This is a genomic window from Maribacter thermophilus (assembly GCF_001020565.1).
Lineage (GTDB): Bacteria > Bacteroidota > Bacteroidia > Flavobacteriales > Flavobacteriaceae > Maribacter > Maribacter thermophilus.
On sequence record NZ_LDAS01000001.1, the window covers coordinates 581239 to 606185 of the forward strand.

Genomic DNA, 24947 nt, shown 5'->3' on the forward strand with positions numbered 1-24947 from the left:
TTGCCATTGTAGGTAATAAACCGATTTTATATTAATGGTATGAAAACGAAACCAATATGATAGGGTAAAATGAAGTGTTTTATTGTTGAACGGCTTTTCGTTTATAATTTATCAATAAAAGATAGTTTACTAATATTATCAAAAGCCCAAAGAGTATAACTAGTGCAGAATGTATGGCATTCAATACAATAAAACTGGTGTTCATCCCCGTTAAAAGGGAATACCAAAAAAAAGGACAGAATATACCTACCAACGATATATTCCGTCCAGTTTTCATACCCCTCTTTAATCTCAATATTTTGTTGTCATTCTCTTGTACTGTTGGTTTTTTCCCCTTAATAACAGCAATGCATTTTTTTCCGGCCAAAGTATACGGACATGCTTTGATCATGGATTTAATAAAGTCGGTAATCCTTCTCATGGTATCTTAAAATAGAAAATAGAATATAAATCCGCCTACAATTGCCATGGCCATTACAGCAACAATAAAAGCTATGATCGCTTTTGGTTTTAACATGGATGAGATGATCGCTATTTCTGGTAAGCTTGCGCCAGTGCCACCTATGATCAGTGCCATTGCAGCACCCATACTCATTCCCTTACCAATAAGGGCACTTAAGATAGGAATGGCCATTTCTATTCGTAAATACAAGGGTACACCAATGACAGCGGCAATAGGAATAGCAAAAGGACTATTGTTTCCCAAATATTCTTGAACCCATGCATCGGGTACAAAGATTGCAGAAATAGCACTGATTAGAGCACCTAGTATGACATATGGAAAAATACGTTTGAACAACGCTAGGGCAAATGTAAATGCCTCTTTTAATTTTGTGTTGGAATGCTTCGCTTGTATACAAGTAGAAGGCGCTACGTTGGGGGTGCACTGCTCAACGGTAGCTTTGTTCGATGGTACAGAACAAGTTGAAGCAGTGTTTTCACAATTGGTTCGGGGTTCGGTAGGGCAGGTAGTGGACGTTGCTTTTTTAGTTAAATCGATTCGCTTTACTTCATTTTTTAAAGATGTTTTTCCCACGACGCTACCTATGGTTACGGCGCCTAAAAAAACAACTAGAAAATAAATTAAAGCCACCTTCCATCCAAAAACACCAAAAATAAAACCTACAACCACAAAATTGGCCAGAGGAGCGGAAAGTAAGAAAGAAAAAACCATCGAAAATGGAGCCCCCATTTCTATCATGCCCATAGAAACAGGTACCATTGATGCACTACAGAAAGGAGTTGGCACACCTAATAAAGCACCGGTAAGACCACTGTATTTACCAGTTTTAGCGAGTCTTTTCTGTAATTTTTCTTGCGGAATAAAAGCCCTTACCATTCCTGTAAGAACAGATACCAAAGCGATGATCAAAACTAATACTACTCCAACATGAATAAACTCGTTTAAGGCCAAAGTCAATTTTTCGTTCATAATACGTATGTCATTTAAAGTTAAAATATATTATATGTATATATGCACATATTAGCATATGTTTTAATAAAAAAAAGGACACTAAACATACTGTTCATTAGACATTGTCATCTAATGTATCTATACCGTTTTCACGCATTGTTAGCCGCTTTTTACATTTCATCATTTCATTGGTCATTTCTGAATCTGGTATGGAGTGAATGGCCTGTTGTACCAATTCTCCAAACTCATCCTTCATAGGGGATAGGTAGTAAAATACCCATTTTCCTTCTTTTACTTCGTTTATTAGTTGGGCACCTTTTAATATCCTTAAATGACGTGATACATTATATTGATATTCTTCCAATACATCAACAATTTCAGAAACACAGATTTTTTCATCAATATTTATGAGTAACCACATTATTTTTAACCTGGTCGTATCCGATAGGGCCTTAAAAATTTTTATGTAATTATCCATTTTTCCGTAGTATTGAACATATGTGTTTTTGCGCATATGTAAAAGCAGGACCGAATTTATAAATTGTTTTTTAAACTGCAATATTTTTTAATGAAATTGTTTTCAGAATCAAAATCCACTTATAAATATTATAATTGGCCATTAAAATTGGGTAAATATTATAAATCATTATAGTATATAAGACACACAGGTTTTGCTGAATGGCAAAACCTGTGTGCATTATTTATGATTTAATCTTCTTGTCCAGCATTATCTGAAGTTCGCTCTTTTTTAATTGTCCGTTAAATTTTTGGACTTCAACATTAATGAACTGTTTAAGTTTTTCATCTACATTTTTGAGCCTTGCGTTAAAAATATCATAGACTTCACTCTGTTGGTCCGTTGGTCTAAAATCCACACCTTTGCCGGTAATATCACTCGCAAGGGCACTTAAACGACCATATAGTTTCATAGGTGACCTGAAAGCATCCTCACGTGCTCCCGTTAATTGTATGTCATATAAAGATCCTGCAATAGATTCGGCCATTATACGTAGTTGCTCGGCCTTTTTAATGTCTCCCTTGTTTTTTAATCGTGGTATGACTTCGTTAAGTTCTGCCCTTATTTCCTCTACATTATTGATCATGGTAACGGCTAGGTTCATAGCGTCCCTTAATTCCAAAGAAAAGGCCACTTGCTTTTTAATGTCTTCCAAACTGCCTTCTGAAGTAGGTTCTTTTAATACGTTCATTTCTCTTATGTATTCTTTTTCACCTATAATCAATTTTACTTTGTATGTATCAGGAACCACTCTTGGACCATATTGTCCTCGCATTAAATCTAGATCCCATGTCACTAAAGGTCTCCAACCTTCCCCGTTTAGCTGTACCCAAGGTCTTCCTGGTGGTGTTGATCGTAATTGGGGTTTAAAAGTGGGTTCGTACCTTAGATCCCACATAACCCTGTTTACTCCTGCCGTGTTTTTGCCTTCTAGTTTTCGTATGATTTCATTGTTAGAGGTTAAAATCTGAATTTCTACTTTTTCTTCGGTATTGTCCTTTAAATAATAATTGATATCTGCCCCATATGCCGGGTTTCTTCCTGAATTTAGACTGCGCCCATCTGTTTTTATGGCCTGTTGGTCATTAAAACGGAAAGAAGGCCTTATACTGAAAAGATGAGCTTCTTGATCTTTAGCATCCATGTCATATTCGCGAAGAGGGGAAACATTGTCAAGTATATAATATCCCCGGCCATAGGTGCCTACGACCAAATCGTCAAAACGTTCTTGAATCTCTAGCCAATACACAGGTGCAGGCGGAAGATTGTTTCTTAAACGCATCCAACTTTCCCCATCATTAGTACTGATATAAATTCCATTATCTACCCCTAGATATAGCATACCTTCTCTTTTTGGGTCTTCTTTTATGACATGGGCAAAACTGTGAACGGATTTTGGTACTGTTCCGCTCACTAATTTCCAACTGGCACCATAATCGGATGTTTTATAGATATATGGGGCAAAATCACCCATTTGATGAAGGTCTACAGAGATATAGACTGTTCCTTTTTTAAATCTAGAAGGTTCTATATTGCTGATAGTGCCCCATTTTGGTAGGTCGGGGATGTTTTTGGTAACATTGGTCCAAGTAGTGCCTCCGTCTTTGGTAAGGTTTACTTGGCCATCGTTACTTCCTGTCCAGATAAGGCCTGGTTCTAATTTAGATTCTACAATGCTAAAAAGTGTGGCCCCGTCAAAAGTCATAAGGTTATCGATTGCGATACCACCAGAACTCTTTTGGTGTGTTTTGTCGTTTAGGGTCAGATCCGGGCTAATAACTTGCCAACTTTGGCCGTCATCATCACTTTTATGAACAAATTGACTTCCAACATATACGCGGTGCTTCGTGTGGGGCGAGAAGGCCAAGGGAAAATTCCAATGCCATCTATATTTTAATTTACCGGGTTCCCATCCGTAACCTGCTTCTGGCCATACCCGTACTTCGCGCGCATGACCTGTTCTTGCGTTATATCGCTGAAGGCCCCCGTCGTAACAGCCAGACCATACAATGTCGTTATCAAAAGGGTCGGGTTGGGCAAATCCACTTTCGCATCCACCAACTCCTTGCCATAGGCCAAGGGGTATATATCCTTGGCGACTGTTACTGGGGCCTTTATACGAGTAACCGTCTTGGCGATTACCATAAACATTGTATGGTATTTGATCATCTACGGCGGCATGGTACATTTGGGCGATAGGAAGTACTATCCGTTGAAAACTTTTGCCGTGGTTCAGGGTAATACTTGCACAGCCATCATGGGCGACCATCATACGGTCTGCATTGGTGGGGTCTAGCCATATATCATGGTTGTCTCCTCCTGCAGGAAGCCTACCAAATGTTTTTCCTCCATCTGTGGATGTACTGAACCTTACACTTGCAAAATAGAGCTCGTTGGGGTCTGTGGGAGAAATAGCCATTCTTGTATAGTATGGTGCTCTTTCGGCAATATCATGGTTACGGGATTGTAGGGTCCAAGTATTTCCAAAATCTTCTGACCGGTACAAAGCAGGGCTATCGATCTCAAAAAGAGCATACACAATGTTGGGGTTGGAGTGGGATATGGCCACTGCCGTTTTACCCACCGGATTGTCTTTTCCGCCAGGAAGTCCATACTTGGATAGGGCTTCCCAAGATTCACCACCGTCGGTAGTTCTATAAACACCACCACCGGGTCCTCCGCTGTTTAGTTCCCATGTGTTTATGTGTATAGACCACATACCTACCAGAAGCCTGTCAGGGTTTTGGGGGTCGATAGCCATTTCGGCCGCTCCCGTATTTTCGTCGATAAAGAGAATTTGTTTCCATGTTTTTCCTCCATCCGTGGTTTTATAGATACCTCTTTCTTGCTGTGGACCGTAGGTATGCCCCAAAGCAGCAGCGTAGACAATGTCAGGATTGGTAGGGTGTACGATAACGCGGCCTATTCTACCTGTTTTTTCAAGGCCCATGTTTTTCCATGTTTTCCCGGCATCTTCAGACTTATAGATTCCGTCGCCCATGGCATGGGCAGGTCTTATTACAAAAGTTTCACCGGTTCCTACCCAGATTATATTGGGGTCGGTAGGGGCAATGGCCAATGCCCCGATAGAGGAAACATCTTGGTCATCAAAAATCGGCTTCCACGAAATACCTCCGTCCGTTGTTTTCCACAATCCGCCGGAAGCAGCTCCGATATAATTGGTCATTGGGTCTCCGGGCACACCTGCAATGGCTATGGCCCTATTACCTTCCGGACCTATAAAACGAAATTTTAAATCGTCGAATACGGTAGGGTCGGTTTGTGAGAAAGAGACAAAAAACAGTAAAATAAAACAAGAGGTAAGGGCAGATTTAATTTTCATTTTGTTTGGTTATTGGTTGGTACAAAGGTTTAAGATATAAATACTGAAATATTTTTAAGGTCTTTTTGTAATTTTTAATGATAATTGTGATAAAATGATGTTTGAAGGTATAATATTTAATAATTGGCTCTCTGGTTTATGTATAATATACTTGCCTAATCATTAAAAATATTAAGGGTTGTCAGAAATTTTAACCAATAGATTTGTAAATTGAAAAAGAACATGGTTATACTAGCTATATGCAAATTCCAGAAATACCAAACTTAATTCATTTCGCGATACCTTTTTTTGTGGTAACGATTGTTATAGAGGTAATACTGACCGTAAAGGTTAAAATGGAGGGGTACGACTATAAAGATGCAGGGACCTCCATTTTAATGGGCTTGGGAAATGTCATAATTGGACTTTTTACAAAAGCGATTACCCTAAGTCTTTTCTATGTGCTGTACAATTTTTATCATGCATTTACCATCCCCTTTGTTTGGTGGTCTTGGTTGATACTATTGTTTGCCGAGGACCTCTGTTATTATTGGTTTCATAGAATTAGTCATGAAAGTAGGTTCTTTTGGGCAAGTCATGTTGTACATCATTCTTCAAAGGAATATAATTTGAGTACTGCCTTAAGACAAACATGGTCCGGTGGCTTTTATACCTTCATTTTTTGGTTTCCGTTGATTTTTATAGGTTTTCATCCTATTATGGTTTTGGTACAAATGTCCGTTAGCTTAATTTATCAATATTGGATTCATACAGAGTTGATCCATAAAATGCCAAAATGGTTCGAAGCCATATTTAATACGCCCAGCCATCATAGGGTACACCATGCAACGAACCCACAATATTTAGATAGAAACCATGCAGGTATTTTTATTATTTGGGACAGAATGTTTGGCACTTTTGAACCAGAAGTGGAAAAACCGGTATATGGTTTGGTTAAGGATATTGATACCTACAATCCCATAAAGGTGGCCTTTATGGAGTGGTATGCGATGTTGAAAGATTTTCTAACCTTTAAAACCTCATTGATAAATAGGTTTAACTATTTATTTAAGCCACCAGGTTGGAAACACGATGGCAGCAGTGTTTTATCTTCCGATTTACGAAAACAATGGGAAGAAAAAAATAAAACGAATGGTTAATGGCAATTGTGGAATTTTAAAGGTATGTATCTTCTAATTATACTTTCATCGTAACATTTACTTTGTTTAATCGTCTATTGATTATATCAATAGAACAAGACAAATTATGAACAACAAAATAGTAGCCTATATTGGAATACTTGGTGTAAGTTTATTCGGGTTAGCGGCTATTATCGGCCCATTATTAATAGAAGATTATAGTGTTGTCGGCCAATATATAAGTGAATCATTCGCTTCTAATACCGAGTATGGGAGGTATCTACAATATTTCGGATATGTGCCAAGCGGTATTCTAACGACTATTTTTTGTTTGAATGCGTTCAAATATCTACCTAGTTCTAAGCTTGTTACGGCTGGATTTATTGGATTGGCAATTTTTTATGGTATGGGAACTATACTGGTAGGGTTGTTCCCATGTGATGAAGGTTGTAATGTAGAGTTGATAGATCCAAGTATGGCACAGCTAATACATAATGCGGTTGCCGCCCTTACCTATATTTTTGTACCCATATCTATAATAGCCATTGGTCTCGGATTAAAACGAACTACACATGCCGAAGGTTTAGCTCAAATTGCAATTACAGTGGGTATCGTAAGTTCTATTTGTATTTTCTTACTGTTTTCCGATCCAGGGTCATCTTATCGGGGCCTTTTACAGCGAATTATAGAAGCTTCTTTTATCTTCTGGATAATTACATGTGCGATAAATATAAAAAAGGGAGGGTATAAGAATATTTAGGCATGGACCATGAAATAGTTTTAGAAGTAATTATTTCTTGTAAATAACCCCGTCTTTCATCACGAAAGAGACATTTTTCATGTTTTTTATATCCTTTACAGGGTTTCCTTTAATGGCGATGATATCCGCCAAAAATCCTTTTTCAAGCTTCCCTAATTGGTCTAAGTGGAACATTTTAGCATTGCCCGAAGTGGCCGATTTTAAAACATCGATAGGTTTCATTCCATATTCCACCATGAGTTCCATCTCACGATAATTTTCACCGTGGGGAAACACACCTACATCACCACCAAAAACAATCTGCACACCAGACTCCAAGGCAGCTTTAAAAGATTTTCGTTTCTGTTGAATACGTTCGGGTTCTGGATCGGTTGCCTTGTTCCATCCGCGATATTGGGTAATGGCATCGCCAGCGGCAAGGGTGGGGCAGAAGCCGATTCCTTTCTCTTTCATGGACTTGAAAATTTCTAGAGTGCCGCCATCACCATGTTCTATGGTTTCCACACCCCCGGCAATGGCTCTTTTCATTCCTTCTACAGTGCCTGCATGGGCGACAACATATTTACCTGCACTTTTTGCAGTGGCCACCATGGCATCAATTTCTTCCTGTAAAAAGGTAGGCTGTGAATCGGCCCCGGGTGTCCATCGATAATCGGCATAGATTTTAATAAGGTCGGCCCCGTTTCCCATTTGCCTACGCACCGTTTCAATGCATTGGTCAACGCCACTGGCAGCCTCTGCCCCCAAGGGAACGGTAACGCCGTCATGAAAACCCTTAGGGCCGTAGGCACCGGTCGCTACAATGGCCGGTCCGGCGACTAAAAGTCGCGGACCTATTATAATGCCATCATCAACGGTCTTTTTTACATAAACATCTGTATAACCTGCACCTTCTGCCCCCAGATCTCTCATAGTGGTTATACCTGCCATTAGCGACTTTTTTACATGTACGGAAGCTCGTATGGCTCTTTCAACTGGCGATTCTTTTAATACCTGGTCGTTCCATTCCGTTTCATTGTAAGGGTGTAACAATATGTGTGAATGCCCCTCTATAATACCGGGCAACAGCGTGGTACCATCTAAATAAACCTCTGTTGTGTTGCTTGGTTTTTTTAGACCGTTGAGGTTTCCTGTATAGGTAATTCGGTTATTTTCTACTAATACCACCCAATTTTCATGAAGTTCGGTACCGTCGAATACCCTGTCGGGTACTAAAAGTGTTTGGGCAGAGCTTATGAAGATAGAGAATAAACAAAAAAGCGAAATAGGTTTCATACTACTGGTTATATTAATTTGTAATGGCCGATTTTAAAAGGTCGTCCAAGTTTTCTTTGGTATATGGTTTTCCTTTTTTCAAGACCATAAAAATATCCTTGGTACTTGTAATGTCTTCTAAAGGGTTACTGTTAAGTAAAACAATGTCCGCTATTTTACCTTTGGAAATAGTGCCGTAATCATTATCCTTTTTTAGAAATTTAGCTCCATTAAAAGTAGAGGTCCGTAAGGCATCTAGTGGAGGAATACCGGCAGCTACCATCGCTTCCATCTCTTTATGTAAAGAAATACCCGGATAGGTATAGCTGTTAAATGCGCCACTATCCGAACCGGCCAAAAGAGAAACCCCGTTTTTATTTAAGGTATGGGCTAGTTGCCCAAAAAAACGATCCAGTGCTTTGCGGTCGGCTACTTGTTTCTCAGACGCATTTTTTACACGGTCTATTCTGCCCTGATATGTTTTTTGAACTCCTACAGGCATATATTTTAGATAGGGATCGGTAGAATGGTCCACTTCATCCAAATAGCTTAAGACCTTACCGATATGGAGCGTTGGCACTACAAAGACGTTGTGTTTTTTTAGATTGGTAAAAGTTTTTAGGGCCGTAGTATCGGAATAGGACGATTGCAATAGTGGCATGGCATCCCAAAAACCAATTTCTTTGCTCACTAATTGTTCCGTTATCTCTTTTTCATTGGAAGAACAGCCTTTCATGATATAATATAAATGTTCTATGGCATCGATACCTGCATCAATGGTGGCGTCGAGTTCTACGGTAAACGGCATATGGCCAGAGGTGATAAGGTCTCTTTTGTCCGCTTCTTTAATTGCTTTCAAGTAACTTTCCCCAGAAATTTTACTGTCATAGAGTTTTACAAAATCTACGGGTATCGCTTGTAAAGAATCCAATGCTTTAACGATGTCGGTTTCATTTTCAACTTCCAGTGATCCGGCCCATGTAGCGCCCGGACCATCAATTTTGGGGCCAGAAGTAAAGATGGTAGGGCCCACTAGTTCATCCTTACCAATAGCTTTTTTCCATTCCATAATAGAGGAAGTTAGATCCCCACCGGCCTCCCGTACCGTTGTAATGCCGTTGGCCATAAACAGTTTTAGAAAGTTCTTGTTCGCTTCTATTAAAGAATCTCCACCCCTAAAGTGTACGTGGTTGTCCCAAAAACCTGGCAGTACATATTTACCCGAACCATCAATAATACGGTTCGCCTTGGGTTCTGTATTGTCTCCCGTAGGGGCAATTTTGGCAACACGGTCACCGTTTAGGTAAATATCCATTTTATTGACCTTTCCTGTTTCCAGATCAATTAGATGTACGTTCTGTATGGCTATATCGTACAAAATTTGAGGTTCCGATTTGCATGAAATAAAAAAAGTAAACAATACTAGAGTAAGAAAAAATTGTTTGAATTTGACGGTAATGGACATTTTATAAGAGTTTGGCTAGAAAGGTAAAAATAATTACCTATTCAACATTTGCCTTATCGCAATAAAAACAAAGATCATTAGGGTGTTTAGTATAAAGTAGGGAATTATAAGCTCTTTTATATCCAAAACCAGAAAAAAACCGATCAACAATAGTTGAAAGCCAAGCCCAAAGCATGAGACGGCCGTCATTAACCAATTGGGTAACCTATCTTCTGTATTGGCATTCTTGTCAAGACTGTAAATAATGCGATCATAGGGGCCATAGCATAGTGTATATATGTGATGTAACATATTTACCGTACGCTGTTCTTCATTTTTAAAAGCCATGGGAGTTTTGGTTTCAAAAACTTGACTTGTGGTGTCCCCTTGGTATCTGTTTCTTAAAATGGAGTAGTAATAATTGTAAAGCGTACCCTGCAATTCTAATCCGATAAAGGCCATTATGGCATAGAAAAAGCTATTATCTGTAATATGCCAAATGGCAAGTATGGTAAGGAGGTTCAAAACAAAATCAGAAATAGAATCTAGATATCGTCCTGTATATGAAGGGGTGTTTTTAATTCTGGCCAATTCACCGTCGGCTGCATCCAAAATAGATTTTAAAAGTAAAAAGAACAATGCGGCCCAATAATATTCATATAAAATGAAACCGACTGCAATGAGACCGCTCACCACAAAACCCAATGTGATATGAATAGGGGAATAAGTACTATGTTTTAAAGACTCTGCAATTAGTATCCCCATGGGACGTCCATAATCGGACAAGTCAAAAAATTGATGTTTTTCAGGTAGTTTAGGCATTGGTACGTGCCATACCCAAAGATTGCCCAATAACGAAGACACGCTAGCTTGGTTTTTTTGGGTTAGGTCCTTTAAAAGTACGATAAAAACATCAAAGACTTAATAACTGGTGAAATATGGATATTGATTATCAGATAGATAATGATTTCGTACGGTGGCCACGGAGGAATAATTGTGTAATAAAAAGGTTTTGTGATAAAATTTAATTGACATTATGTTTGATGTTAAATTATGATTTTATCGATATTAAGGGCAAAAATAAATTTAATGTACAATTTTTAATTGCTACATTTAGCAATTCTAAAATCAACTAATCAACAAATTTTAACGTATGAAGAAAATTATTATGGCACTGCTCTTTGGCTTTGCACTTGTTATTGTCTCATGTGGTGGCAATAAACGGGATGGTGAGCCTAAAGTATTGGTGTTCTCAAAAACCATGGGATTTAAACATGCATCTATTCCTGCGGGAATTGCTGCAATTCAAAAGTTGGGTAAAGAAAATGGGTTTGTTGTAGATACGACAAAGAATGCCGAATTGTTTACCGACGAAAATCTAAAACAATATTCGGCCGTAATCTTTATGAGTACAACCGGAAATGTTTTAGATCAGTACCAAGAAGCTGCCTTTGAACGCTATATTCAAGCGGGTGGAGGGTATGTTGGTGTACATGCCGCAGCCGATACCGAATATGATTGGGGCTGGTACAACAATTTAGCGGGAGCACAATTTTTAAGCCACCCGAGTGGGACACCAACGGCCGACTTTATTATAAAAAATAAAAATTTTGTAGCCACCGAATTTTTTACGGATACGGTATGGAATAGAACCGATGAGCTTTACAATTATAAAAATATCAATCCAGATGTAAATGTCTTGATCACTTTAGACGAATCTTCTTATGAAGGAGGGGAAAATGGTGATTTTCATCCTATAGCATGGTACCATGAGTTTGATGGAGGTCGTGCATTTTACACCGGTGGTGGCCATACCGATGAAAGTTTTTCTGAAGAGTTGTTCTTAAAACATCTTTTAGGAGGTATCAAGTATGCCATTGGAGATAATTTAAAATTGGACTATTCGAAAGTAAGATCACAGATACCGCCAGATGCGGATCGTTTTTCAAAAGTAGTATTGTCCGAAGGTCAGTTTTTTGAACCTACTGAAATGACAGTATTGCCTAACGGTGATGTTCTAGTAGGCCAGAGAAGGGGAGAGGTAATGCTCTATGACAGTCAAACAAAAGAGCTAAAGCAAGTAGCAAAATTAGATGTGTACTGCAAAACATTGGAGACACCTGGTGTTAATGCCGAAGAGGGCTTAATGGGACTGCAAAAAGACCCCGATTATGCCAATAATCACTGGGTCTATTTGTACTATGCACCAACTGGCGATAAATGGATAAATAGATTATCTCGTTTTAAATATCAAGATGGTAATTTTGATCTGTCTTCTGAACAGGTAATACTTGAAATCGATTCTCAGAGAGAAATATGCTGTCATACAGGTGGTTCAATCGCATTTGGCCCCGACAATTTACTTTACCTGTCCACAGGTGATAACTCAACACCTTTTAACGAGGAAGGTGAAAAGTATGTCAACAACGGTTTTGCTCCTTTGAACGATACCCCTGGGCATGAGCAATATGATGCCCGTAGAAGTTCGGGTAACACCAATGACCTTCGTGGTAAAATATTAAGGATCAAAGTAAACGAAGATGGTAGTTATGATATACCAGAAGGCAATTTGTTTCCTGTAGGTACCGAAAAAACAAGACCCGAAATATATACTATGGGACATAGAAACCCTTATAGAATATCTGTAGATATTAAAAGAGGTTATTTATATTGGGGAGATGTTGGCCCTGATGCTAGAGCCGATAGTTTAGGAACCAGAGGCCCTAGGGGGTATGATGAAATGAACCAAGCGCGTGAAGCAGGTAACTTTGGGTGGCCATTGTTTATAGGTGATAATTACGCCTATCATGAATACAATTACGAAACAGGGGAGAGCGGACCTGCCTTTGACCCGGAAAAACCTATCAATAATTCACGAAATAATACGGGACTGACAGAATTACCACCGGCAAAACCGGCATATGTGTACTATCCTTACGACGAGTCCCAAGATTTTCCCCAAACAGCTACAGGAGGTAGAAATGCCATGGCAGGACCTACTTATTATTCAGATTTGTACGAAGGTGACGAGAAACTGCCCAGTTATTATGATGGCAAAGTCATTATATATGATTGGATGCGTGGCTGGATGTTCGCCGTTCATTTAAACGAAGACGGAACCTTTAGTAAAATGGAACCTTTTGCCCCCGAAATTAAATTGAACAACTTGATAGATATGGAAGTAGGCCCCAAAGGCAAAATATATCTGTTGGAATACGGCAGCGGTTGGTTTTCGAAAAATGATAATTCAGCTTTAGGTTATATTGAGTATAATGGAGGAAATAGACCCCCCGTTATCGATAACTTGACGGTAGATGAAACGGCCGGAAAAATTCCATTGTCCATCAATGCACAGGTAGAGGCTGTTGACCGTGAAGGGGATGCCGTAAAATATGTATGGGATTTTGGTAATGGAGAGACCAAAGAGACTGCAGAACCAAGTATAAGCTATACCTATACAGGTGCCGGTGCCTATAAATTGAATGTGACGGCAATGGATGACAAGGGGGCTTCGGCAATTAGCCAAAGTGTGGGTATCGTTGCAGGAAACTCTAGACCAGAGGTTACCATTAATCTAAAAGGTGGAAAACCTGCTTTTTACCTACCGGGACAAAAAATACCTTATGAGGTAAGCGTAAGCGATCCCGATGGCACCCAGATAGATGAGGATAATATATTTGTTAGTGTAGATTATTTGGAAGGAATGGATAAGGTGGCCATGAATATGGGGCACCAACAAGTTTCTGCGGCGGTAACAGGTAAAGCATTGACGCAAACAATGGATTGTAAAACTTGCCACAAAGAAGCGGAAGCCTCCATTGGACCAAATTATATGGATGTATCCAAAAAGTACAAAGAGCAAAAAGATGCGTTGGATTATCTTCAAAAGAAAATTATCACTGGTGGAAGTGGTGTTTGGGGTGAGGTTATGATGCCGGCACATCCAAAGATCACCTCTGACGAGTCAAGACAAATTGCTTTGTATATTCTTTCATTGGCCGGAGACCAAGAAGAAGAAAAATCGTTACCGGTTAAAGGGGTCATTACCGCGGCACAGTCAGCTCCGGGTAATATGTTGGTGATCACGGCAAGTTATACCGATGATGGTGCGGAAGGTACCATACCATTAACGGGATCAGAGGCCATAGCTATACCCAGTAGTACCGTTAAGTTTTCTGATAAAACAAAAACAGATGGTATGCAGGCAGTAAGCTTTGGAGGTATGGACCTTTTATTGTTAAGTGATCGGGAAGGTTGGTTTATGTTGGAAGATATGTCGTTAAAAGGAGTTAAATCGGTGTCTATAACAGCCGGATGGCAATCTCCTCCAACGTTGTCAATTGATTTTGAAATTCATGAAGGAGCTCCAGACGGACCTTTATTGGGTAAAGGCATATTACCGGCAAATTCCGGTGGTCCACAAGGAACCATGTTCACAATGCCCATAACCGGAAAGATTTCTGGTGAAGGTCCTTATTATATTACTTTTAAGGCAGAAGAAGGCAAAGAACTTTCTCAGCTGGCATTGACCAGTGCCATTTTTAAGTAAATAGGATATTTTACCGAATGAAAAAGCCCGCTTTTATGCGGGCTTTTTATTTTTATATAACTTAAACTATGTTGGTTGCGGGATAAGAAAAACTATTAGGACAGTTTTTGGCAAATAGACGCACCGATGTTCATTAACATATTAATTTCTGTTTCGGTAAAATCATAAGGTACGGGTTTGGCTATTCCTATAGTGCCGAAGAGTTTTTCTTTTAGCAATAAGGGGGCGGCCAAAGACCCCTCTACTTTTGTCTCTTTTGCGGCAGGCCTTGCCACACCAGAATCATCGGTTTGTAGATTGCACATCTCTACAGGGGCCATCCGTTCTGCAGCTATGCCGGCCATTCCTTTACCGATAGGTATTTTTGAGACCTTGGGCAAAAGAAAGTCTGGTATTCCGATTTGAGCTTCCAATTCTAGTAAGGAAGTGGACGGGTTTAAAAAGTGCAAAGTACCTGTAGAGCAATCAAAATGATCCAAGGTTGCCCTTAAGACCATGGCCCAATCTATATTTTTCTGATCTAAAAGAATATTGATGTTCTGTGGAACATTATTACTTTCCATATTGAATATTATTGTTTTTTGGTATCTATGTAGAAATTGGGGTCTATCTTAAGGGTGTTTAAGTCTCCTTTTTCGCTTAGGTTTTGCCAATCTTTCTTCGGGGTTATCCAAATAGCTTTTCCTTCTATAAAAATACGGACAGGCATTTCAAACTCTTCCACTGTATTTTCATATCTGTATGTGAGGGTGTTTCCTTCAACTTTATAAGAAAGTAGAGGAACCTTTGTAGTGCGAAGGTACTGGTCAAAAAACGGGCCAAGGTCTTTTCCCATCTTGGTGGCTATAAATTGTTCTATTTCAGCGGTTGTTACGGTTTTGTGGTAGAACTCTTTGTTCAAACCTCTTAAAATAGCCCTCCACTTTTCATCATTGTCCACTAGTTGTCGTAGCGTATGAATGATATTGGCTCCTTTAAAGTACATGTCTCCCGACCCTGATTTGTTTACGTCATAGGTACCTATAATGGGTCTGTCGTTTTTAATATTTGAACGCATTCCTATCACGTACTCCGAAGCGGCTTCTTTACCAAAATGATAGTCTACATAAAGATTTTCTGAATAAGTTGTGAATGATTCATGTACCCACATATCGGCAATGTCCTTATACGTGATATTATTGGCAAACCATTCGTGGCCAGATTCGTGTATAAGAATATAATCGAACTTTAGTCCCCATCCAGATTGTGATAGGTCTCTGCCTAGGTAACCATTTTTATATTTGTTGCCGTAGGTGACGGAACTTTGGTGTTCCATGCCCAAGTAGGGCACTTCTACCAATTTGTACGAATCTTCGTAAAAAGGGTAGGGGCCGAACCAATGCTCAAACGCTTCCATCATTAAGGGAGCTTGCTTAAACTGGATTTTTGCTTTTTCAAGATTATCTCGCAGTACGTAATAATCCATATCCAACATACCTTTTTCACCTTTATACTTTTCTCCAAAATGAACATAGTCGCCAATGTTTACGTTAACCCCATAATTGTTGATAGGGTTGGAAACAAACCAGTGATAGGTATTGGTCTTTTTATCGATGCTACGTAATCTTCCGTTGGAAACATCCATTAATCCCTTGGGTACTTTTACACTGATCAACATACTGTCTACTTCATCGTACATATGGTCTTTGTTGGGCCACCACACACTGGCTCCAAGGCCTTGGCAAGATGTAGCTATAAAGTCTTTTCCGTTTGCATCCTTGTTCCATGAAAATCCACCGTCCCATGGTGCCCTTACGGCCTCTTTTGGATGACCCGAATAATACACTACCACTTCATTGAAATCACCAGGTTTTTGCTGTTTTTTTAATTTGATAAAATGGGCATTTCCATTATGTTCAATGTCTAGTTCTATACCATCTTGTGTTACTTTCTTAATTTGTAAGGGAGGCTGTAGGTCTACTTGTAATACTTGAGCCTCTGTTAAAACCTTGTAACGTATGGTATTGCTACCCGATATTAATTTTTCATCAGGTTTTACCTCTATGTTCAAATGATAATAATTCAGGTCCCACCAAGCTCTTTCCGGGGTTATACTTCCGCGTAATGTATCTTGTTCGGTAAATGTTTGTGCGTGTAGAGAGGTGATAAACACCATACAACATATAATAACTATCCTGTTCATTGTATATAATTAATCGTTTATCTAAAAATTGCATTAGGGAATACAACGGGGCTTTCAAAGCCATTTTTACCAACGGCCGATACACCAAAAAAGAAATTGTCTATAACAATGCCATCTAAGGTAAATTCTGTAACATCACCTACAAATCGGCTATGGTCCCATGTAGGTGAGGTCGTATCTCTCCAATATATTTTATAGCCTACGGCCCCTTCTACCTTGCTCCATTGAAATTTGGCGGCAGGTTGTACGATACCTCCGATTTTCACCTCCTTTGGTGCCGGTGGCGCCCATGCCAAAGAAGCTAGGTTAATAGCATTTACCGCAGTTAGTTTAGCGGCATATTCAAAGTTCACATGTTCCAGTACATCTCCATAGGCTATACCGTCCTCAACTCTAATATCTTGGTGTTGTTGTGTGTAATTTTCATGGGCTTCCATAATGCGTATACCAGGAAAACCAGCATCGTTAAAAGGTCTATGGTGGCCTCCTCGGCCAAAACGGTCTAAACGATAAATCATCATAGGGTTCATTTCTGGCATATATGTTTTTACCGTTTTATGGACATAACGAGCCAATTGCCTAGAAATACCATCGACTTCACCCCCGTAAAACCTACGAGCTTTCCGTTCTTCTTCGGTTTCTGTTGGAGGTACGGGTTCAGAGAAAATTCTAAAATCTACATTGCTTACAACTCCGTCTACCCCTTTGATATTTCCTATCATATCGTTGTTGAAAATACCTATTATTTCCCATCCTTGTTCTTTGGCGTATTCTGCTACTCCTTTACCACCGAACAAGCCTTGTTCCTCACCGGAAAGTCCCATGTAGATAATACTGTTGTCAAATGTATATTTAGACAATACTCTAGCCGCTTCTATAGTACCTGCCATGCCACTTGCATTATCATTGGCTCCAGGAGAATCATCCGTGTAATTGGTGGGGTCGCTAACACGGGAATCTATGTCGCCACTCATGATAATATATCTATTTGGGTATTTAGAGCCTTTTTGTATGGCCAAAACGTTTACGACCTCCACATCTTTTACAATACGTTGGTTGGTACCCTTTTTCACTAAATTTTTTTGGTAGAAGACATCGAGGCAATCGTTGCATGCTTTGGAAGTTTTCTCGAACTCAGATTTGATCCAACGTCGTGCGGCCCCTATTCCCCTAGTTTTAGAAACGGTATCGCTCAAGGTGTGTCTAGTACCAAAATTGACCAAGGTGGTCACATCTTTTTCTATCCTTTCTGCCGAAACGGTATTAATGATGTCATAAATACGTTGGTCTGTTTGGGCGGTTAGTGTAAAAGTGAGGGTTAGAAGACCTAGTAGAAGCAATTTTTTCATTTTAATTGGTTTTGTTTGTTTTGTAGAATAGACAACCTGTAAAAATATGTTGTTGTAATGGTAAATATGGCATTTCTGAAGGTCTTAATTCTACTAATATTACGTGGTAGATTCATCGTTTCTAAAAGTATTAAAAATAAATCTCTTTTGACCTAATTGCCACAATCCAAATATGGGACCAAGTGCCAATATTAAAAAAATATAAGTAGGGGGGATGGATTCGGATAAAAAGGATAATAGTTGTATGCTGACTATACTGAGTGCAAACCCAATACTATTTACAATAGTAAGTCCTGTGCCCTTTAATTCTGGGGATACTGCATTGGCCACTAAATTTGAAAATTGGGGTGAGTCTGCGGTTACGGCCATTCCCCATACACACCATCCGATTATAAAGAAGTAGGGTGAAGCTGTAAATAGAAAGGGAGAGAAAAGGCAACATACTCCAGAAATGAACAAAGCTATGAGTGCGATCTTTTTACTTTCATAACGCTGTGAGGCCAAGCCGCCAATAGCACATGAAATACCCCCTAAGGCTATGACCGTTCCGGTGAACAATGGTATGGAAATGTTGGTATCCGATAGGTCGTTAAAGGTTTTAATAGCGAATGGGGTATATGTCCAAAAGGCATATAGTTCCCACATGTGGCCAAAATATCCGAAAGCCGCTTTTTTAAAGTTATTGGATCTAAAGAGTTTAGGGCCTGCAGCAAAGTTTAATTTTTTACTGGATTTTCTATAAGGACCGTTGGGAACAAGAACAAAAAGAAAAACACCTCCGATGGCCGTGAAAACAGAGGTTGTTTTTATGACCATTTCAGGGCTGTCTCCCCATGAAGTACCGTTTATCAGGTATGGGAACGCAGTTCCGAGTACCAATGCCCCTACCAAAAAGCCCAAGGCTTTTCCCAATCCGTGTTTATAATAATCGGCCGCTATTTTCATTCCCACAGGATAAATGCCGGCCAAAAAAAAGCCGGTTCCGAACCTAGCGATCAATAGCGGCCATTTAGATATGTTTTCCATCAATAAAGAAAAATTGAATGCCGCCGTGATCAAGGCACAAACCATAAACACTTTAGAAGGGGAAAACCTGTCGGCTATTATAAAAAGGGCAAAAAACAAAGTGCCCGTTATGAAACCTAATTGTACCGACGATATGATATACCCGACAATTTCATTTCCGATTCCTGTTTTAAGGGCAAGGTCGTCTATGATCGTATTTCCGGCAAACCATGGTGAGGTACATGCGAATTGGGCAATGATAATAACGGGTAGAATGTATGGTTTAGGCCTCAAAATTTGTTAAGGAAATGAAAGTGTTCTTTTGTCAATTTTCAATATTCATTGCAACCCCTTGAAGGGGAAATGGGGTATATGGTTTATAAGCTGCACTGTATTGGTCGTTGACAACCTTATATACTATCATTATAAATTACCATTCTACTGCTTTTATTAATGTTGGTTTCCAAAACGAGACAAAATATCCCTTACATTTTTCGTATTGTCAACAAAATATCTGGCCTGTGTTTTCTGGCGTCCTACCTTTACGCTGATGGTATCTTCCGGTAATTCCTGAAACATAAATTCATCGGTCCAATCATCGCCGATAGCGAAAACAAAATCGTACTCTTTTTCTGTATATACGCGCATAGAGGCCCTTCCCTTGTTTACGTTACTACTTTTAATCTCCATTACTTTGTTACCGTTTAGCACACTTAAGTCGTCATTGGCGATCAAACTTGTCAATACCGTATTTAACTCAACGGCTCTCTTCTGACCAAAATCGGGATCGGTATTTCTATAGTGCCATGCCAATGAGTAATTTTTTTCTTCTATAAAACTACCAGGGGTTCTATCTACAAAAGATTCCAATACTGGGTGTATTTTTTCCATCCAATCTTTTTTTACGTTTTCCAGCATTCTGAAATCTTCACCGTTCTGTGAAATCCAAACTCCGTGCTCAACGATCATGTTGTATTTTTTTGGCATAAACCACCTTGTGAAAGTTTCTTTGTCTCTTCCACTTATTAAGTACATATCTGTGTTTTCTTGACTGGATATCTCATCTAATAGCCTGTAGAGGTCTTCATCGGGACTCGCCTTTTGGGGGTCGTTATGAAATCCGGCCAAAGTACCGTCATAATCCAAGAAAATAAGTCTTCTTTTTGCCTTTTTATATTGTTTCATGACCGTGTTCATCAAATCTATGGACAGCCTTCGTGAAATATAGGTGAGGTCCTTTTCTTTTTGGTTCATCAAAGAGGTCATAAAATCATTGGCCCATTTTTCAACATTATATCTTTCCAGTCTTTTTTGTAAAAGCCCGTTTCTATGTTGTTGTTCTTCTTTGGGCATGTTAATGGCTTTGTCCAATGTGTCGGCGATTTCCTCAAAATTATTGGGGTTGATCAATAGTGACTCGTTCATTTCATTGGCAGAACCCGCCATTTCGCTTAATATTAAAACACCGGTCTTGTCCGTTCTAGTGGCGATATATTCTTTTGCTACAAGGTTCATACCGTCCCTAATAGGGGTCAACCAGGCAATGTCACAAGAGGTGTAAAGGTCTATTAGGTTTTCAAATGGCATAGACCGGTAGAAATACCATATAGGAGTCCAACTTACGGTTGAAAGCTCTCCGTTTATACGGCCTACCAGTTCATCGATTTCCTTTTTTAGCAATTGATATTGTGGCACGTTGGATCTAGAGGGTACCGCAAGAATGATCAACCTTACCTTTTCTTTGTATTGTGGATACTTGTTTAAAAAATATTCAAAGGCATTTAACCTTTTTGCAATTCCTTTGGTATAATCCAAACGATCTATCGACAGAAAGAATTTTGCATCGGGAGCCGATTTTTTATGGGTGTCCAACCGTTTTTGTAATTCAGATTTTTCATCTTCCGTTCGTTGGGCATGTTCTTTGGCAGCATCGTTGAATTTTTTATAATCGATACCCATCGGAAATGAATCTACTTTAATGACACGTTCGTCCAGATAAATATCGTTAAAACTAACTTCTAGGCCCAACAATCTTCGTACAGAACTTAAAAAGTGCCTTTCATAATCGTATGTATGAAAACCTATTAGGTCTGACCCCAATAGACCTAAGAGCACTTCTTTTCTCCATGGTAGCGTTCTAAAGATTTCAAATGAGGGAAACGGTATATGTAAAAAGAATCCAATGGAAATATCAGGTCTTTTTTCTCTCACCATTTGCGGAACCAACATTAGTTGATAGTCATGAACCCAAATAGTATCGTCATTATCGGCCTTTTTCAATATGGCATCGGCAAATTTTTGGTTAACTGCCTTGTATATTTCCCAGCTCTCCAGTTCAAACTCCGAATATTCCATGAAGTAATGAAACAATGGCCAAATGGTTCTGTTACTGAACCCGAAGTAGAAACCATCTACCTCTTTCTTTGTTAACATGACTTTAGAGGAGCCATGTTCGGCCAAGGCGGCATCAATTTTTGGAGCCAGTTCTTCTGGAATTTCTTCATCGGTAAGACCGCTCCAACCTATCCACAGACTATCGCCTCCCGAATGAACAGATTTCATCCCTGTTGCCAAACCACCAACACTGGGTATCGCGGTAATGGATCCATTGCTAATTTGTAATTGAACAGGTAGTCTATTTGAGATTATGATAGTTTTGGCCATAAATAGCGATTTTTACTTTGATTTAAATTTATTTTCACTCAATTTCGGGAAAAAGAAGGGCAATAGCAATTGTATGCCCAATTGAATTGATATTTTTATTGAATGGATAATTTAGATTACGGAATTATTGGAAATTGTAGAAGTGCGGCCTTGGTTTCTAAAAACGGATCAATAGATTGGTGTTGTTTGCCAGAGTTTGATTCTTCATCTCTATTCGGCAAGTTATTGGATGAGAAAATTGGAGGTAGTTTTGAGATTTTGGTCGATGATTCTTTTAAGATCACCCAACGATATAAAAAGCATACGGCTGTTTTGATTACTAGGTTCTCATCGGGCGAAGATTGTTTCGAAATCAGGGATTTTATGCCAAGATACCGTAAACCCAACGGAGGATACAATGCTCCGCCAGAGTTTGTACGTTATTTTAAACATGTAAGCGGAAAGCCCAAGTTTAAAGTACTTTATGATCCAAAATTAGAATATGCACATGGCGAAACGCAAACATATATAAAAAAGAATTTTATAGTAAGCCTTACCCATGGCGAAAAATTCGACACCTGTTTTTTATATACTTCTTTTAACAAGAATGCTGTTTTAGAAGGGCGCGAAATTGAGCTGACAAAAGATGGTTATTTTCTTTTAGGATATAATGAAAAACTTTTTCAGCCAACGGTGCGAAAAATGTATACAGAACTAGAGCGTACCAAGGTGTATTGGCTTAATTGGAGCAGTAAAACACCTAATTACAGAAAATACAATGCGCAGATAAGCCGTAGTGCCATTACCTTAAAATTGTTGACCTATGACAAGTCGGGGGCCGTATTGGCAGCGGCAACGACTTCATTGCCGGAAACTATCGGTGAAGTCCGTAATTGGGATTATCGTTTTTGCTGGATCAGGGATGCTTCTATGGCCATAAAGGTAATTGGTGAACTGGGCCATAGAAACGTGGCAAAAAGATATTTACAGTTTATTGTGGACCTTATTCCCGATAAGGATGAAAAACTGCAGATCATGTATGGCATCAACAAAGAAAAAAAGTTGACCGAACATACTTTGGACCATCTCAGCGGTTATAAGGGATCTACCCCTGTAAGGATAGGAAATGCAGCTTATAAACAAAGACAAAATGATATTTATGGCATTTTGATGGATGTTATCTATGAGCAGTTATCAAAATATAGTAATGATATAGAAAATGGGGAAGATTTATGGGGAATAACCAAAGGTATTGTATGGATCGTCTCTAACCACTGGAGAGAGGCCGATAAAGGAATATGGGAGTTTAGGACCGAAGACCGTCACTTTACCTTTTCAAAAGTACTTTGTTGGGTGGCGATAGACAGGGCTATTAAAGTGGCAAGACTTTTTAGAAAAGCCAATAAGATTCAAAAATGGACGGCCTTAGAGCAAGAAATAAAGAACGATATTCACAAAAATGCGTGGAATTCAGAGGTTAATGCCTTTACACAATCCTATGGTTCATCACATTTGGATGCATCTGTGCTGCTGATGGAATCCTATGGATTTATTCATGCCAAAGATCCAAAATATGTTAGTACGGTAAAGGCAATAGAAAAGGAATTAAGTAACGATGGATTACTGTATCGTTACAAAAATGCCGATGACTTTGGCCTGCCTTCATCGTCTTTTACCATTTGTACATTTTGGTTTATTAATAGCTTGTTCAAAATAGGGGAAGAGGAAAAGGCCATGAAACATTTTGATAGGTTATTGTCTTACAGTAATCATTTAGGGTTGTTTAGCGAAGATATTGATTTTAAGACCAAAAGGTTACTGGGGAATTTTCCACAGGCCTATTCGCACCTTGCCTTGATAGAATGTGCTATCAATTTCTCTAAAAAAGAAAGTGAGGAACAGGTGTTGGAATCTATAAGTTGATTATTTAGTGCCGATGGGCAAAATTTGATCGGCAAATGTCAGTATTTTTTCCAATAATTGTCTAAAATGCTTTTCTGTAGTAAACGGATTCATGACCGTAACGCGCAGGTAATGTATATTTTGTAATTTGGTCTGTACAATGTAGAATTCTCCATCCTCCAATAATTGCTGCCGAATTTTTGCGTTTATCTCATTAAGTTCTACAGAGGAGAGGTTTTTGTCTATATATCTAAAGCAGACAATGTTGGACATGGGTTTTAGGGCCAGCTCAAAATGAGGGTTTTCTTCAATGATGCCGGAAAAAATGAACCCCATATCGTATAGGTGTGTAACATAGGAATCAAATACCTGTTCGCCATATACTTTAAGCAAGGTATACCAGTGAATACTCATCATTGTCTTGGTGCATTCAAAGGTTCTTTTACCCGAATTATACCAATCTTCATGGTCAGATTCGGTTAATAGATAGTCCGCTTTTTGGCTAAAGGTCTTATTTGCATACCGTCCATCTTTTAATAATAGGGCAGTGGTAATGGTAGGCATCATCATCATTTTATGCCCGTCAATAACAACCGAGTCGGATGTATCGATTCCTTTGAGGGTTTCTTTGTATTTATCCGAAAAGATTCCCGCGCCTCCATGGGCACCGTCTACGTGAAACCATATATTATGGGTATGGGCAAATTCCCCTATTTCTTCTAGATTGTCAAAAATACCTGTTGCCGTAGAAGGGGCACTGCCGACGATGGCAAAAACTTCAATGCCCTTGGCCTTGGCTTCTTCATATTTATCCTTTAATACCGAGGTGTTCATTTGATAATTATCGGTCACAGGAATTTTAATGATTCCTTTTTCTCCCAATCCCATAATACGAGCGGCTCTATCCACGCAATAGTGGGCCTCTTCGCTGACCATAATGGCAATGGGTCTATTTGTACCGTCTTTCCATATATTTTCTGAGACTATTGCCTTCCTTGCCGCTAATAGTGCGGTTAAGTTTGCCAAGGTGCCACCAGAGGTCAAAAAACCTCTGGAATCGGTGTTCCATCCTATTTTTTTGCAGAGCACATCGGTGACTATTCTTTCGATAGCACTTGGGGCCATTCCCATTTCATAAACGGCCATACCATTGTTGAGCAATGAGCTTATCATACCTGTAAGTGCCGTTATGGGAGCGGCGGGACTCACTTGATGCCCTATGTAATGAGGGTGATGTACATAAACGGTACGTTTAGTAATTTCTTTGAACAAATCATCCTTATTTCCCTTCTCTAGAAAATTTCTCCAAAATTCCAATTCCTCTTCCGGATTTTTCCAATGAATGGCCTTTCCTGATTTTTCATTGATTTTATCATCTAAATGACGTGTAAGGTCATCTATAAGTTCATGTCCCTTTTTTTGAAAGGATTCAGGAGAATATACAGCGGTTAAATAGCTTTTGTTCAT

General features: G+C 39.2%; 16 protein-coding genes. 4 read left to right on the top strand and 12 right to left on the bottom strand.

Annotated features, from left to right (window positions below):
- Positions 1 to 427: 427 nt before the first annotated feature.
- The 3 genes from AB657_RS02460 to AB657_RS02470 all read right to left on the bottom strand — a co-directional run bounded on the left by AB657_RS02460 (position 428) and on the right by AB657_RS02470 (position 5274).
- Positions 428 to 1432, bottom strand: coding sequence for a permease (locus AB657_RS02460; protein WP_047245042.1), 1005 nt, complete (start codon positions 1430 to 1432; stop codon positions 428 to 430).
- A gap of 97 nt (positions 1433 to 1529) precedes the next feature.
- Positions 1530 to 1928: an ArsR/SmtB family transcription factor gene (locus AB657_RS02465; protein WP_198146862.1), complete on the bottom strand. Its 399-nt coding sequence runs from the start codon at positions 1926 to 1928 to the stop codon at positions 1530 to 1532.
- 187 nt (positions 1929 to 2115) lie between these two features.
- Complete coding sequence (locus tag AB657_RS02470) at positions 2116 to 5274, bottom strand: WD40/YVTN/BNR-like repeat-containing protein (protein WP_047245043.1); 3159 nt, start codon at positions 5272 to 5274, stop codon at positions 2116 to 2118.
- A gap of 239 nt (positions 5275 to 5513) precedes the next feature.
- Here AB657_RS02470 and AB657_RS02475 point away from each other — a divergent pair, with 239 nt between their 5' ends.
- Both AB657_RS02475 and AB657_RS02480 read left to right on the top strand, forming a co-directional pair.
- Entirely contained in the window at positions 5514 to 6413 is a 900-nt protein-coding gene (locus tag AB657_RS02475; RefSeq protein WP_047245044.1) for a sterol desaturase family protein, read from the top strand.
- A 106-nt stretch (positions 6414 to 6519) separates the two neighbouring features.
- Positions 6520 to 7152: a DUF998 domain-containing protein gene (locus AB657_RS02480; RefSeq protein ID WP_047245045.1), complete on the top strand. Its 633-nt coding sequence runs from the start codon at positions 6520 to 6522 to the stop codon at positions 7150 to 7152.
- A 30-nt stretch (positions 7153 to 7182) separates the two neighbouring features.
- Here the strand turns inward: AB657_RS02480 and AB657_RS02485 are convergent, their stop codons facing one another.
- The 3 genes from AB657_RS02485 to AB657_RS02495 are packed head-to-tail and all read right to left on the bottom strand — an operon-like array spanning position 7183 to position 10672.
- On the bottom strand, positions 7183 to 8427 hold the full coding sequence (locus AB657_RS02485; protein WP_047245046.1) for a metal-dependent hydrolase family protein: 1245 nt from the start codon (positions 8425 to 8427) through the stop codon (positions 7183 to 7185).
- Positions 8428 to 8440: 13 nt separating this feature from the next.
- Positions 8441 to 9871: an amidohydrolase family protein gene (locus tag AB657_RS02490; RefSeq protein WP_047245047.1), complete on the bottom strand. Its 1431-nt coding sequence runs from the start codon at positions 9869 to 9871 to the stop codon at positions 8441 to 8443.
- A gap of 33 nt (positions 9872 to 9904) precedes the next feature.
- Positions 9905 to 10672 carry a CDP-alcohol phosphatidyltransferase family protein gene (locus AB657_RS02495; RefSeq protein WP_047245048.1) on the bottom strand — a complete coding sequence of 256 codons (768 nt, stop codon included), beginning with the start codon at positions 10670 to 10672 and terminating at the stop codon, positions 9905 to 9907.
- A 331-nt stretch (positions 10673 to 11003) separates the two neighbouring features.
- Here AB657_RS02495 and AB657_RS02500 point away from each other — a divergent pair, with 331 nt between their 5' ends.
- Positions 11004 to 14399 (top strand): ThuA domain-containing protein, encoded by a 3396-nt coding sequence (locus tag AB657_RS02500; RefSeq protein WP_047245049.1) that lies wholly within the window; start codon positions 11004 to 11006, stop codon positions 14397 to 14399.
- A 95-nt stretch (positions 14400 to 14494) separates the two neighbouring features.
- Here the strand turns inward: AB657_RS02500 and AB657_RS02505 are convergent, their stop codons facing one another.
- From AB657_RS02505 to AB657_RS02525, 5 genes are all read right to left on the bottom strand, one after another.
- Entirely contained in the window at positions 14495 to 14962 is a 468-nt protein-coding gene (locus AB657_RS02505; RefSeq protein ID WP_047245050.1) for a GAF domain-containing protein, read from the bottom strand.
- Positions 14963 to 14970: 8 nt separating this feature from the next.
- On the bottom strand, positions 14971 to 16581 hold the full coding sequence (locus AB657_RS02510) for a M1 family metallopeptidase (protein WP_047245051.1): 1611 nt from the start codon (positions 16579 to 16581) through the stop codon (positions 14971 to 14973).
- A 17-nt stretch (positions 16582 to 16598) separates the two neighbouring features.
- Positions 16599 to 17930 carry a M28 family peptidase gene (locus AB657_RS02515; RefSeq protein ID WP_047245052.1) on the bottom strand — a complete coding sequence of 444 codons (1332 nt, stop codon included), beginning with the start codon at positions 17928 to 17930 and terminating at the stop codon, positions 16599 to 16601.
- 99 nt (positions 17931 to 18029) lie between these two features.
- Positions 18030 to 19229 (bottom strand): MFS transporter, encoded by a 1200-nt coding sequence (locus tag AB657_RS02520; protein WP_047245053.1) that lies wholly within the window; start codon positions 19227 to 19229, stop codon positions 18030 to 18032.
- A 156-nt stretch (positions 19230 to 19385) separates the two neighbouring features.
- Positions 19386 to 21599 carry a bifunctional alpha,alpha-trehalose-phosphate synthase (UDP-forming)/trehalose-phosphatase gene (locus tag AB657_RS02525; RefSeq protein WP_047245054.1) on the bottom strand — a complete coding sequence of 738 codons (2214 nt, stop codon included), beginning with the start codon at positions 21597 to 21599 and terminating at the stop codon, positions 19386 to 19388.
- A gap of 102 nt (positions 21600 to 21701) precedes the next feature.
- Between AB657_RS02525 and AB657_RS02530 the strand changes: the two genes are divergently transcribed.
- Positions 21702 to 23501, top strand: a complete 1800-nt coding sequence (locus AB657_RS02530; RefSeq protein WP_047245055.1) for a glycoside hydrolase family 15 protein — start codon at positions 21702 to 21704, stop codon at positions 23499 to 23501.
- Here the strand turns inward: AB657_RS02530 and AB657_RS02535 are convergent, their stop codons facing one another.
- Positions 23502 to 24947, bottom strand: coding sequence for a pyridoxal phosphate-dependent decarboxylase family protein (locus AB657_RS02535; protein ID WP_047245056.1), 1446 nt, complete (start codon positions 24945 to 24947; stop codon positions 23502 to 23504).